We start from the raw sequence: 12,220 nt of genomic DNA on the forward strand, positions 1-12,220 counted from the left end.
ATGGAAGTCAAAGCTGTTTTTTTTGATATCGATGGAACCTTGGTCAACGATCGCAAGAGTGTTTTGAAATCCACTAAGGACGCGATTAAGATTGTCAAAGAGCAAGGAGTGCTTGTTGGTGTAGCGACAGGGCGAGGCCCTTTTTTTGTTAAGGAATTGATGGACGATTTAGATTTGGATTTTGCGGTAACCTACAATGGTCAATATATCTTTAATAAAGACAGAGTCTTGTTCACGAGTCCTATTTCCAAGTTACATTTGCGCCAGCTGATTGGCTATGCTAAAAAAGAGGGCAAGGAGATTGCCCTAGGGACCAAGGATGCTATGTTGGGCTCTAAAATCATGTCCTTTGGTCTGGGTTCTTTTTCCCAACGAATCAGTCGCTTCGTTCCCTCTGTTTTAACTCGGACGGTGAGTCAGTCCTTTAATCGCATGGTTAGCAAGGTTGTTCCCCAAGAGGAAGAAGATCTGCTTCATCTGATGAATCAGCCTATCTACCAAGTTTTGATGCTGATGACGCCAGAAGAAACTGAGAAGGTGGCAGCTGATTTTGAAGACTTGAAATTGACACGTAGCAATCCTTTTGCAGCGGATGTCATCAATCAAGGAAACTCTAAATTGGAAGGCATTCGCCGAGTTGGGAAAGAATATGGCTTTGACCTCAACCAAGTGATGGCCTTTGGTGACTCGGATAACGACCTTGAAATGCTGGCTGGTGTTGGTATGTCGGTCGCTATGGGAAATGGTAGCAGCAGTGTCAAGGAAGTTGCCAAGCACATCACAACCAGTAATCAGCAAGATGGAATCCACAAGGCCTTGGAACATTTTGGTGTTCTGGCCTCAGAAAAAGTCTTTGTCAGTCGTGACTATCATTTTAATAAAGTTAAGACCTTCCACCACATGATGGATGAACGGACCCAAGAAGAACCTCGAGCTTGGGACTTAGAAGGTGCCACCCACAGGGCTGGTTTTAAAATAGAAGAATTGGTGGAGTTTGTCCGAGCAGCCAGTCCCTCTGAAGAGGACTTTGGTCAAGCTCTATCACAACTTCATCAAGCTCTTGATCAAGCAGCAGAAAAAGTAGCCAAGAAAACACCTGCCCAGCAAGATTTGGTAGGGCAGGTGGATGCCTTGATTGATACGCTTTACTTCATCTATGGTAGCTTTGTTTTGATGGGAGTGGATCCAGAACGGATTTTTGACATTGTCCATCAGGCTAATATGGGGAAAATTTTTCCTGACGGCAAAGCTCACTTTGATCCAGTGACCCACAAAATCTTAAAACCAGATGACTGGGAGGAGAGATATACTCCAGAGCCTGCCATTAAAAAGGAAATTGAGCGCCAGATAAAGGCCTATGAGCGCCATAAAAAGAGAAATAATACTCAATGAAAATGAAAGAGCAAACTAGGAAACTAGCCGCAGGCTGCTCAAAACACTGTTTGGAGGTTGCAGATGAAACTGACGAAGTCAGTCACATATATATGGCAAGGCGACGTTGACGTGGTTTGAAGAGATTTTCGAAGAGTATAAATAGTAAACAAAAAGGAGCTCAACGCTCCTTTTTGTTGTAATTATAAGGTTTTTTCTTGTTCTCTCACAACAAGTAAATCGACCTTAGCATGGCGGAGAATGTATTCGGATGAAGAGCCGACCAAGAGGCGTTCAAAAGCGTTGAGACCAGTGGCACCAACGAGGATGAGGTCCACTTCTTCAGCATCTGGAATGGTACGTGCCAAGAGGGTTTTTGGATTTCCCATTTCAATGACGATATGAACATCTGCCACCCCAGCATCTTTAGCACGTTTTTCGTACTCTTTCATCAGACTTTCAGCGTCGACTTGGAGTTGTTCGTAAACTTCAGCATCAAAGGTGGATACGCTTTGAAGAGCACGTGTGTCAATGACATGAGCGATGGTGAGTTTAGCGTCGTTTCGTAGAGCAGAATGAACTCCCTTGACAAAAGCTAAGTCCGCTTCCTTAGAACCATCGATTGCGACCATAATATTTTGGTAACGTTGTGTCATAATGAAACCTCCTGAAATTTTCTTACTATAATTGTAAACCTTTTCACTATAGAAGTAAAGTAAAAAAAGTATTTTCTAAAAGAATGTTAGCGCTTAAAATATATATAAATATATGATAAAATAAAAGAAAGGATAGCAGGGAAGAAGTGAAGGGAGGGAGAATGATGAAAAACTCTTTTCAAGAAACAAAAAAATCAAATTTCCTTTATTATGGAATCATCCTAGTTTCAGTCTTGGTAGAAGTGATTATGATCTGGCAATTAGAGAAGTTGATTCCGCTTCTTTATCCAGGTTTTGTTGGCTTTTTAGTCTTTCATTTACTCTACCATTTGGCGTTATTCCTAGTCGCTAAAAGAAGTGGTCGCCAGGATTACTTGATGATATGGGGACTTTTCCTCATGTTCAATCTTCTCTATGACTCCTTTTTAGGCTTGCTTTTTCTAGGTTTATCTTTTGGTATGTGATATGTCTTGCACAAAAACTCTGTTATTTCCACTGTCTTTTCCTCGCTTTTAGCGAGGTTTTTATTCTGTATGAAGCTAGTAATAGATTTCAGTAAACTTGTCGCATGCTCTTTCTAGTGGTATAATGTTACTATCCTGATGAATTGAGGAAACAATATGAAAGAATATAATAAGTCTAGTAAGTTAGAGCATGTTGCTTATGATATCCGTGGTCCTGTTTTGGAAGAAGCCATGCGGATGCGAGCAAACGGAGAAAAGATTTTACGTCTGAATACAGGAAATCCAGCAGAGTTTGGCTTTACAGCGCCTGACGAGGTCATTCATGACTTGATTATGAATGCGCGTGATAGTGAAGGTTACTCTGACTCCAAAGGGATTTTCTCAGCCCGTAAGGCCATCATGCAGTATTGCCAATTGAAGAAATTCCCAAACGTAGATATTGATGATATTTACCTTGGAAATGGTGTCAGTGAGCTGATTGTCATGTCTATGCAGGGGCTTTTGGACAACGGGGATGAGGTCTTGGTGCCTATGCCAGACTATCCTCTCTGGACAGCAGCTGTCAGCCTAGCTGGAGGAAATGCCGTTCACTATATCTGTGATGAAGCTGCAGAATGGTACCCAGATATTGACGATATCAAGTCAAAAATCACTTCCAATACCAAGGCAATCGTCCTTATCAATCCAAACAATCCAACTGGAGCCCTTTATCCTGAGGAACTCTTGTTGGAGATTATTGAGATTGCCCGTCAAAACGATTTGATTATCTTTGCGGATGAAATTTATGACCGCATGGTAATGGATGGACATGTGCATACTCCTGTGGCTAGCTTGGCACCAGATGTTTTCTGTGTTAGCATGAATGGTTTGTCAAAATCGCACCGTATCGCTGGTTTCCGTGTGGGTTGGATGGTCTTGTCTGGTCCTAAGACTCATGTTAAAGGCTATATCGAAGGGCTCAATATGCTATCCAATATGCGCCTTTGCTCTAACGTTTTGGCCCAACAAGTCGTACAAACTTCCTTGGGTGGTCACCAGTCGGTCGATGAATTGCTCCTTCCTGGTGGGCGAATTTACGAGCAAAGAAACTTCATTTACAATGCCATTCAAGATATCCCAGGTTTATCTGCGGTTAAACCTAAGGCTGGACTCTATATCTTCCCTAAAATCGACCGCAATATGTACCGTATCGATGATGATGAGCAGTTTGTCCTTAATTTCTTGAAACAAGAAAAGGTTCTCTTGGTTCATGGTCGAGGCTTCAACTGGCAGGAACCAGACCACTTCCGTATTGTTTACCTTCCTCGTGTCGATGAACTGGCCCAAATCCAAGAAAAGATGACTCGTTTCTTAAAACAGTATCGTAGATAGGGCTTACATTCGAAAAAGCGCCAAAAAGCTGGAAACATTTGCCTAGAGCTATTGACAAAAGTGAAAGAATCAGATAGAATAGTAAAGTATGTTTAGTAACTGATCACTTTATAGCCGGCTAAACGAATACAAAATCTATGAGGAGGTATTCATCGTGAAACGTACTTATCAACCAAGTAAACTTCGTCGTGCGCGCAAACACGGATTCCGTAACCGTATGTCAACTAAAAACGGTCGTCGCGTATTGGCAGCTCGTCGTCGTAAAGGACGCAAAGTTTTGGCTGCATAATCCAAACGAATTCTATCAAAAATCAGTAGGAACTCGAGTCTACTGATTTTTATTTTTGTAAAAATGTTCAAAAGACTTTATATTTTTGCTCGAATAGTGTATAATATTTCATATATAGTAAAAAATGGAGAATAATCATGAAGAAATCAAAAGTTATGCTTTTTGGAGCTGTAGCTTTGACAGCAGGTTTAGCACTAGCAGCATGTGGGTCTTCCCAATCAAGTAATGCAGACAAGACTTACTCTTATATCTTTGTCAGCAACCCAGATACCTTGGATTATATTACCTCTACACGAGATTCTACATCTAGTATCACAACCAACTTGATTGATGGGTTGTTGGAAAATGATCAGTACGGCAATCTCATCCCCTCTATGGCTGAGTCATGGACGGTGTCAAAAGATGGTTTGACCTACACCTATAAAATCCGTCAGGGGGCTAAATGGTACACTTCTGAAGGAGAAGAGTATGCGGATGTGACAGCCCATGACTTTGTGACGGGTCTTAAGTATGCGGCTGATAAAAAGGCTGAAAATTTGTATTTGGTACAAGACTCTATCAAAGGGCTAGCAGATTATGTTGAAGGGAAATCTTCTGATTTTGAAACTGTTGGCGTTAAGGCAGTGGATGATTATACGCTACAATACACCCTCAACCAACCCGAGACTTATTGGAACTCTAAAACAACAGCAAGTATCCTTAATCCTGTAAATGAAGCCTTCTTGAAGTCTAAGGGAGAGGACTTTGGAAGTGTGACACCATCAAGTATCTTGTCAAATGGTCCTTACTTATTTAAATCTTTCTCATCAAAATCTTTGATTGAATTTGATAAAAATCCTAATTACTGGGATAAGGACAATGTCAAAATTGAGAAAGTGAAGCTCTCTTTCTTTGACGGTTCTGACCAAGACAGCATTGCTAGAGGTTTCTTGGATGGTAACTATACAGATGGTCGTATTTTCCCAACAAGTTCAGTCTTTGCTGAACTCAAGAAGGGAAATGAGGACAAGATTACCTATACACCGCAAAACTCAGTTACTTTCTACTATCTTTTCAACGTCAACCGCCAAAGCTACAAGCAAACTATGAAACAGACGGATAAGGAAAAGACAGATTCACGCGCAGCTATGCAAAATAAAGATTTCCGTCAGGCTATCAATTTTGCCTTTGACCGTCATGCCTATGCGGCGCAGACGAATGGTGAAGATGGAGCAGACCGTATCTTGCGTAATACGATTACACCAAGTAACTTTGTTCAAGTTGGCGATAAGAACTTCGGTGACATTGTCAATGAGAAAATTGTCAACTACGGTAAAGATTGGGCAAATATCAATCTAAACGATGGTAAGCAAGCCTTCTTTAACCCTGAAAAGGCCAAAGAGAAGTTTGCTAAGGCCAAAGAAAGTCTGCAAGCACAGGGAGTAACCTTCCCAATTCATTTGGATATGCCAGTTGACCAGACTGCTAAGTTGGATGTGCAACAAGCTGGATCTTTCAAACAAACAGTGGAAGAAACCCTTGGTAAGGATAATGTAGTCATTGATGTTATCCAACTTTCTCCAGATGAAAAAGACCAAGCAACCTACTTTGCAGATACAGCAGAACAAAAAGACTACGATATTGACATCTCAGGATGGGGTGGAGACTACTCAGATCCGAAGACTTACCTAGCCATTCTAGATCCAGAGACAGGTTCTCAGTTGAAAAACATGGGCTTGTCTGAAGGAAAAGACAAGGAAGTTAAGGACAAGATTGGTCTTTCTGACTACAAGAAACTCTTGGATCAGGCAGACGCTGAAATCACAGATACTCAAGCTCGCTATGAAAAATATGCTGACGCTCAAGCCTGGTTGACAGATAGTGCCTTGTTCCTGCCAGTTCAAAGTGGTGGAGCTAATCCAATCTTCCGTAAGACTGTACCGTTTACAGGCCCATTCTCATTCGTTGGGAATAAAGGAAATGCGGACAACTACAAATATGTTGAATTGCAAAAAGAGCCAGTGACTGCTAAACAGTATCAAGAACTTTATGAAAAATGGCAAAAAGAAAAAGCTGAGTCAAATAAAAAAGCTCAGGAAGTGTACTGACCCCCAAAAGTTAGACAATTAATTTATTCAAAGGATTTAGTTCTGTATTGCACAGGACTGAGTCCTTTTAGTTTTACCTTAATTCGTTTATTGTTGTAGTAATCAATATAGTCTACAATAGCTTGTTCCAATTGCTTAAGCGACTGAAGCGACTTCTCATAACCATAAAACATCTCCGATTTCAGAATGCCAAAGAAAGATTCCATCATACCGTTGTCTGGGCTGTTGCCCTTGCGTGACATAGATGGCTGAATTCCCTTGCTCTCTAGGAACCGATGATAAGAATCGTGTTGGTATTGCCAGCCCTGGTCACTGTGGAGAATCGTATTCTCGTAGTTTTTCTCTGTGAATGCCTGCTCCAACATCGTTTTTACTTGTTCTAAATTAGGCGAACAAGAAAGATTATAAGCGATGATTTCGCTGTTAAAACCATCTAAAACTGGAGATAAGTAAAGCTTTTGAGCGCTTGCTGGAATGGCAAATTCTGTCACATCCGTATAACACTTTTCCATTGGTTTCGATGCTTCAAACTGGCGTTGAATGAGATTCTCTGCCTTCTTGCCAACATCTCCTTTATGAGAAGAATACTTGCGTTTCTGTCGTATTTTAGCTTGTAAATTGAGCACTTTCATCAAGCGCTGAACTCTTTTATGATTTACCAGATAACCACGATTTCTTAGTTCTAAATGAATCCGACGATAACCATAATTTCCCTTGTGTTCGATAAAGATGGATTGAATTTCAGCTTTAAGCTCTTGGTCCTTATCTGGTTTATCTAGCTGTTTCAAGTGATAGTAGTAGGTCGAACGTGCTAGTTTAATGGCTTTTAGAAGAATATTTAACGAAAACTCAGTCATTAATTCTTGAATAATTTCTGTCTTTCTTCTTTCTCTTTTTCCTCCTTCAAGCGGAGTTCTCTCAACTTTTTTAGGATAGCATTCTCCGCTCTCAGATACTCGTTTTCTGCTTGAAGACGTTCTAATTCTGTCATATCTTCAAATCTCTTCTTTGGCTTACGTCCCATTTTAGATGGTCTCCCTTTTGTTTTCTCAACAATAGTATACCCGTTTTTCTTGTATTGTGCCACCCAATTTGGAAGCATACCACGATTTGGGAGAGCATATTCGAGAGAAACTCTATCTTGAGGCCAGTTTTCATGTAGGACTTTATGAATCATTTCTTGTTTTAATTCAGGAGAATAGTAACGATTTTTTCCTTTTTTGACGAACTCCATTCCGTAACGATCAATCAATTTAATCATGTACCTAAGATTAGAATTGTTTATCCCAAATTGATTTGAAAGCTTCTCCAAGCTATATCCTTGTTTTCTAAGTTCATAGATCTGAACTTTATCATCATAAGTTAATTTCATAATAAAAACACCCCAAAAATTAGATTTTTTCTGTCTAACTTTTGGGGTGCGGTACAAAGATTTGGCAAAACATGTAGAATAAAGAAAAAGGGAGAAAGATGGTGCTACGCCTCTTTCTCTTTTTGGTATAATAGAAAGTAGAGAAATGAGGTTAGAAGAAATGATTTTTGATACACATACACACTTAAATGTAGAAGAATTTGCAGGACGTGAGGCAGAAGAAATTGCCTTGGCTGCTGAGATGGGTGTGACACAGATGAATATTGTTGGTTTTGATGAACCGACCATTGAGCGTGCTTTGGAGTTGGTAGATGAGTATGACCAGCTCTATGCGACAATCGGTTGGCATCCGACAGAAGCAGGAACTTACACCGAGGAAGTCGAGGCTTACTTGTTGGATAAATTAAAACATCCCAAGGTTGTGGCTTTAGGTGAGATTGGATTGGACTATCACTGGATGACGGCACCTAAAGAAGTGCAGGAGCAGGTTTTTCGTCGTCAGATTCAGCTGTCTAAGGAACTGGATTTGCCTTTTGTGGTTCACACCCGTGATGCGCTGGAAGATACTTATGAGATTATTAAGAGTGAAGGAGTTGGTCCACGTGGCGGGATCATGCATTCTTTTTCGGGAACTCTTGAATGGGCAGAGAAGTTTGTCGCGCTTGGCATGACTATTTCCTTCTCAGGAGTGGTGACTTTTAAGAAAGCAACTGATATCCAGGAAGCAGCTAAAAAACTTTCTTTGGATAAGATTTTGGTGGAAACGGATGCCCCTTACCTAGCACCTGTACCCAAGCGTGGGCGTGAAAATAAGACAGCTTACACGCGCTATGTAGTGGACTTTATCGCGGATTTGCGTGAGATGACGACCGAGGAGTTAGCGGCAGCAACGACTGCAAATGCAGAAGGCATCTTTGGATTGGACAGCAAGTAATGAAAGAAAAAATTTCCCAAGTTATCGTGGTCGAAGGACGTGATGATACGGCCAATCTCAAACGTTATTTTGATGTGGAGACTTATGAGACAAGAGGTTCTGCTATCAATGACCAGGATCTAGAGCGGATTCAGCGCCTGCATGAACTGCATGGAGTCATTGTCTTTACAGATCCTGACTTTAATGGGGAGCGGATTCGCCGCATGATTATGACAGCCATTCCAACAGTTCAGCATGCTTTCCTCAAACGAGATGAAGCTGTTCCCAAGTCCAAGACCAAGGGGCGTTCTCTTGGAATCGAACATGCCAGCTATGAAGACCTGAAAATGGCGCTAGCTCAGGTAACAGAACAATTTGAACATGAGAGCCAGTTTGATATCAGTCGTAGCGACTTGATTCGCCTTGGTTTTCTAGCGGGAGCAGATAGTCGTAAGCGCAGAGAGTATTTGGGAGAGGCTCTCCGAATCGGCTATTCCAACGGTAAGCAACTTCTCAAACGCCTAGAGTTATTTGGAATCAGCTTGGCAGAAGTGGAAGGGGCTATGAAATCTTATGAGGATAGCTAAGCAGACCCCAAAATACAAGGGGAATGTGTTACAATAGTAGTAACAGATAATAGAAAAGAGAATAGATGAGAATTGCAGATTATAGCGTGACCAAGGCAGTGCTGGAGCGTCACGGTTTTACCTTTAAAAAATCCTTTGGGCAAAATTTCTTGACGGATACCAACATCCTTCAAAAAATCGTAGATACGGCTGAGATTGATGATCAGGTTAATGTCATCGAAATCGGGCCAGGCATTGGTGCCTTGACCGAGTTTTTGGCAGAGCGTGCGGCAGAGGTCATGGCCTTTGAGATCGACCACCGTTTGGTACCGATTTTGGCAGATACCCTGCGTGATTTTGACAATGTGACAGTGGTTAACGAAGACATTCTCAAAGTCGATTTGGCGCAACATATCCAGAATTTTAAAAATCCTGACCTGTCCATCAAGGTAGTAGCCAACTTGCCTTACTACATCACAACGCCTATTCTCATGCACTTGATTGAAAGTGGCATTCCTTTTAGTGAGTTTGTGGTCATGATGCAAAAAGAGGTAGCTGACCGCATCTCAGCGCAGCCAAATACTAAGGCATATGGTAGCTTGTCGATTGCGGTGCAGTATTACATGGCTGCCAAGGTTGCCTTTATCGTACCTCGTACGGTCTTTGTGCCAGCGCCAAATGTGGACTCGGCTATCCTGAAAATGGTGCGTCGTCCAGAACCGGCGGTTGCGGTTGAAGATGAGAACTTCTTCTTTAAGGTTTCTAAGGCTAGTTTCACCCATCGTCGTAAGACCTTGTGGAACAATTTGACAGGTTACTTTGGGAAAACTGAGGAAATCAAGGACAAATTGACCAAGGCTTTGGACCAAGCAGGTTTGTCACCAAGTGTACGTGGGGAAGCTCTCAGTTTGGAAGAGTTTGCCAGCCTAGCAGATGCGCTTAAAGGACAAGGACTCTAAGATGCAGGGACAAATCATTAAAGCCTTGGCTGGGTTCTACTATGTGGAAAGTGATGACCAAGTTTATCAGACGCGCGCGCGTGGGAATTTCCGTAAAAAAGGTCATACCCCTTACGTTGGGGACTGGGTAGATTTCTCTGCCGAGGAAAATTCAGAAGGCTACATTCTCAAGATTCATGAACGGAAAAACAGTCTGGTCCGTCCGCCCATTGTCAATATTGACCAAGCTGTAGTAATCATGTCCGTCAAAGAACCTGATTTTAACAGCAATTTGCTGGATCGTTTCTTGGTTCTTTTGGAGCACAAGGACATCCATCCCATCGTCTATATTTCCAAAATGGATTTGTTGGAAGATAGGGGAGAACTGGATTTTTATGAACAGACTTATGGTGATATTGGCTACGACTTTGTGACCAGTAAGGAAGAACTTTTGCCCTTGTTAACAGGCAAGGTTACAGTTTTTATGGGCCAGACAGGTGTTGGGAAATCAACTCTTCTCAATAAAATCGCACCAGATCTCAATCTTGAAACAGGAGAAATTTCAGACAGTCTGGGTCGTGGGCGCCATACCACTCGAGCTGTTAGTTTTTACAACCTCAATGGGGGTAAAATCGCAGACACACCAGGCTTTTCATCACTGGATTATGAAGTATCAACGGCTGAAGACCTCAATCAAGCCTTTCCAGAGATTGCTAGTGTCAGTCGAGACTGCAAATTCCGCACTTGTACCCATACCCATGAGCCGTCTTGCGCAGTCAAGCCGGCTGTAGAAGAAGGAATTATTGCCACCTTCCGTTTTGACAACTACCTGCAATTCCTCAGTGAGATTGAAAATCGCAGAGAAACCTATAAAAAAGTCAGCAAAAAAATACCAAAATAAGGAGAAACCTATGTCTCAATACAAGATTGCTCCGTCAATTCTGGCAGCAGATTATGCCAACTTTGAACGTGAAATCAAACGCCTAGAAGCAACTGGGGCAGAGTATGCCCATATCGATATCATGGATGGCCATTTTGTGCCACAAATCAGTTTTGGTGCAGGTGTGGTCGAGGCTCTTCGTCCTCATAGCAAAATGGTCTTTGACTGCCATTTGATGGTGGCGAATCCAGAGCATCATTTAGAGGATTTTGCGCGTGCAGGTGCGGATATCATCAGTATCCATGTGGAAGCAACGCCCCATATCCATGGTGCCCTCCAAAAAATTCGTTCACTCGGCGTTAAGCCTTCAGTTGTTATCAATCCTGGCACACCAGTTGAGGCCATCAAGCACGTCCTCCATCTAGTTGACCAAGTTTTAGTCATGACAGTTAACCCAGGCTTTGGTGGGCAAGCCTTTCTACCAGAGACCATGGATAAGGTCCGTGAGTTGGTTGCTCTGCGTGATGAAAAAGGCTTGAACTTTGAAATCGAAGTGGATGGCGGGATTGATGATCAAACGATTGCTCAGGCTAAAGAAGCTGGTGCGACCGTTTTTGTAGCAGGTTCCTATGTCTTTAGGGGAGATGTCAATGAGCGATTACAAACTCTCAGAAAACAACTGGACTAGGGTTGCCGTTTTTGCAGGCGGAGACCGAGGACACTACATGACGGATTTTGATTGCTTTGTCGGTGTGGATCGAGGCTCGCTCTGGGTCTTGGAGGAAAACCTACCTCTTACTCTAGCGGTTGGAGATTTTGATTCTGTCACTGGAGAAGAGCGACAAGTGATTCAAAAATGTACCCAGCAGTTTGTCCAAGCTCATCCGGAAAAAGATGACACGGATCTGGAATTGGCTCTCTTAACCATCTTTGAGAAAAATCCTCAGGCTCAGGTCACTATTTTCGGTGCTTTGGGTGGCCGTATCGACCATATGCTGGCCAATGTCTTTCTGCCTAGTAATCCCAAGTTGGCACCTTATATGCGCCAGATAGCGATTGAGGACGGGCAAAATTTGATTGCCTATTGTCCAGAAGGGACCAGTCAGCTAGAACCTCGTTCAGACTACGACTATCTAGCCTTTATGCCAGTTCGGGATAGCCAGTTGACCATTATCGGTGCTAAGTATGAGTTGACAGAGGAAAATTTTTTCTTTAAAAAAGTGTACGCTTCTAACGAATATATAGATAGGGAAGTTTCGGTGACTTGCCCAGATGGTTATGTGGTCGTGCTGCATAGTAAGGACAGGAGGTAG

The 12,220-nt window shown here is 42.2% G+C and carries 13 protein-coding genes; 11 read left to right on the forward strand and 2 right to left on the reverse strand.

The genetic code is table 11. The annotated features are described in order from the left end of the window. Positions 1-1,392 carry a Cof-type HAD-IIB family hydrolase gene (locus tag UKS_RS01365; protein ID WP_156011454.1) on the forward strand — a complete coding sequence of 464 codons (1,392 nt, stop codon included), beginning with the start codon at positions 1-3 and terminating at the stop codon, positions 1,390-1,392. A 182-nt stretch (positions 1,393-1,574) separates the two neighbouring features. Here the strand turns inward: UKS_RS01365 and UKS_RS01370 are convergent, their stop codons facing one another. Beyond that, on the reverse strand, positions 1,575-2,027 hold the full coding sequence (locus tag UKS_RS01370; protein ID WP_156011455.1) for a universal stress protein: 453 nt from the start codon (positions 2,025-2,027) through the stop codon (positions 1,575-1,577). Positions 2,028-2,188: 161 nt separating this feature from the next. On the opposite strand from UKS_RS01370, the gene UKS_RS01375 reads away from it, so the two are divergent. The 4 genes from UKS_RS01375 to UKS_RS01390 all read left to right on the forward strand — a co-directional run bounded on the left by UKS_RS01375 (position 2,189) and on the right by UKS_RS01390 (position 6,238). Next, positions 2,189-2,491 (forward strand): hypothetical protein, encoded by a 303-nt coding sequence (locus UKS_RS01375; protein ID WP_173020431.1) that lies wholly within the window; start codon positions 2,189-2,191, stop codon positions 2,489-2,491. Positions 2,492-2,647: 156 nt separating this feature from the next. Further along, entirely contained in the window at positions 2,648-3,862 is a 1,215-nt protein-coding gene (locus UKS_RS01380) for a pyridoxal phosphate-dependent aminotransferase (protein WP_064276410.1), read from the forward strand. 154 nt (positions 3,863-4,016) lie between these two features. Continuing rightward, positions 4,017-4,151, forward strand: a complete 135-nt coding sequence (gene rpmH / locus UKS_RS01385) for a 50S ribosomal protein L34 (RefSeq protein ID WP_000831905.1) — start codon at positions 4,017-4,019, stop codon at positions 4,149-4,151. A gap of 137 nt (positions 4,152-4,288) precedes the next feature. Further along, positions 4,289-6,238 (forward strand): peptide ABC transporter substrate-binding protein, encoded by a 1,950-nt coding sequence (locus tag UKS_RS01390; RefSeq protein WP_156011456.1) that lies wholly within the window; start codon positions 4,289-4,291, stop codon positions 6,236-6,238. Between the two features lie 23 nt (positions 6,239-6,261). On the opposite strand, the gene UKS_RS01395 is transcribed toward UKS_RS01390, so the two are convergent. Next, positions 6,262-7,610 (reverse strand): IS3 family transposase gene (locus UKS_RS01395; RefSeq protein WP_156011457.1). Its coding sequence is split into 2 segments (ribosomal slippage): positions 6,262-7,169 and positions 7,169-7,610, totalling 1,350 coding nucleotides; the frame shifts between segments, so codons are not numbered across the junction. 160 nt (positions 7,611-7,770) lie between these two features. Between UKS_RS01395 and UKS_RS01400 the strand changes: the two genes are divergently transcribed. The 6 genes from UKS_RS01400 to UKS_RS01425 all read left to right on the forward strand — a co-directional run bounded on the left by UKS_RS01400 (position 7,771) and on the right by UKS_RS01425 (position 12,220). Further along, a complete protein-coding gene (locus UKS_RS01400) occupies positions 7,771-8,544 on the forward strand; it encodes a TatD family hydrolase (protein ID WP_156013022.1) in 774 nt (257 codons plus the stop codon). Continuing rightward, the gene (rnmV, locus tag UKS_RS01405) at positions 8,544-9,110 is read left to right on the forward strand and encodes a ribonuclease M5 (RefSeq protein ID WP_156011458.1); all 567 of its coding nucleotides are present in this window, start codon (positions 8,544-8,546) and stop codon (positions 9,108-9,110) included. Before UKS_RS01400 ends, rnmV begins: the two co-directional genes overlap by 1 nt. A 65-nt stretch (positions 9,111-9,175) precedes the next feature. Beyond that, positions 9,176-10,048, forward strand: coding sequence for a 16S rRNA (adenine(1518)-N(6)/adenine(1519)-N(6))-dimethyltransferase RsmA (rsmA, locus tag UKS_RS01410; protein ID WP_156011459.1), 873 nt, complete (start codon positions 9,176-9,178; stop codon positions 10,046-10,048). A 1-nt stretch (position 10,049) separates the two neighbouring features. Next, positions 10,050-10,928, forward strand: coding sequence for a ribosome small subunit-dependent GTPase A (gene rsgA / locus UKS_RS01415; RefSeq protein WP_156013024.1), 879 nt, complete (start codon positions 10,050-10,052; stop codon positions 10,926-10,928). A gap of 10 nt (positions 10,929-10,938) precedes the next feature. Then, the gene (rpe, locus tag UKS_RS01420) at positions 10,939-11,595 is read left to right on the forward strand and encodes a ribulose-phosphate 3-epimerase (protein ID WP_156011460.1); all 657 of its coding nucleotides are present in this window, start codon (positions 10,939-10,941) and stop codon (positions 11,593-11,595) included. Further along, on the forward strand, positions 11,558-12,220 hold the full coding sequence (locus UKS_RS01425; protein WP_156011461.1) for a thiamine diphosphokinase: 663 nt from the start codon (positions 11,558-11,560) through the stop codon (positions 12,218-12,220). Before rpe ends, UKS_RS01425 begins: the two co-directional genes overlap by 38 nt.

Source organism: Streptococcus sp. 116-D4, from assembly GCF_009731465.1.
GTDB classification, from domain to species: domain Bacteria; phylum Bacillota; class Bacilli; order Lactobacillales; family Streptococcaceae; genus Streptococcus; species Streptococcus pseudopneumoniae_E.

Bases quoted from the DNA above. Each gene is read 5' to 3' on its own strand.
- rpe (WP_156011460.1), top strand. From the start codon at position 10,939: ATGTCTCAATACAAGATTGCTCCGTCAATTCTGGCAGCAGATTATGCC.
- UKS_RS01380 (WP_064276410.1), top strand. From the start codon at position 2,648: ATGAAAGAATATAATAAGTCTAGTAAGTTAGAGCATGTTGCTTATGAT.
- UKS_RS01370 (WP_156011455.1), bottom strand. From the start codon at position 2,027: ATGACACAACGTTACCAAAATATTATGGTCGCAATCGATGGTTCTAAG.
- UKS_RS01390 (WP_156011456.1), top strand. From the start codon at position 4,289: ATGAAGAAATCAAAAGTTATGCTTTTTGGAGCTGTAGCTTTGACAGCA.
- UKS_RS01375 (WP_173020431.1), top strand. From the start codon at position 2,189: ATGATGAAAAACTCTTTTCAAGAAACAAAAAAATCAAATTTCCTTTAT.
- UKS_RS01365 (WP_156011454.1), top strand. From the start codon at position 1: ATGGAAGTCAAAGCTGTTTTTTTTGATATCGATGGAACCTTGGTCAAC.
- rnmV (WP_156011458.1), top strand. From the start codon at position 8,544: ATGAAAGAAAAAATTTCCCAAGTTATCGTGGTCGAAGGACGTGATGAT.
- UKS_RS01400 (WP_156013022.1), top strand. From the start codon at position 7,771: ATGATTTTTGATACACATACACACTTAAATGTAGAAGAATTTGCAGGA.
- rsgA (WP_156013024.1), top strand. From the start codon at position 10,050: ATGCAGGGACAAATCATTAAAGCCTTGGCTGGGTTCTACTATGTGGAA.
- rsmA (WP_156011459.1), top strand. From the start codon at position 9,176: ATGAGAATTGCAGATTATAGCGTGACCAAGGCAGTGCTGGAGCGTCAC.
- UKS_RS01425 (WP_156011461.1), top strand. From the start codon at position 11,558: ATGAGCGATTACAAACTCTCAGAAAACAACTGGACTAGGGTTGCCGTT.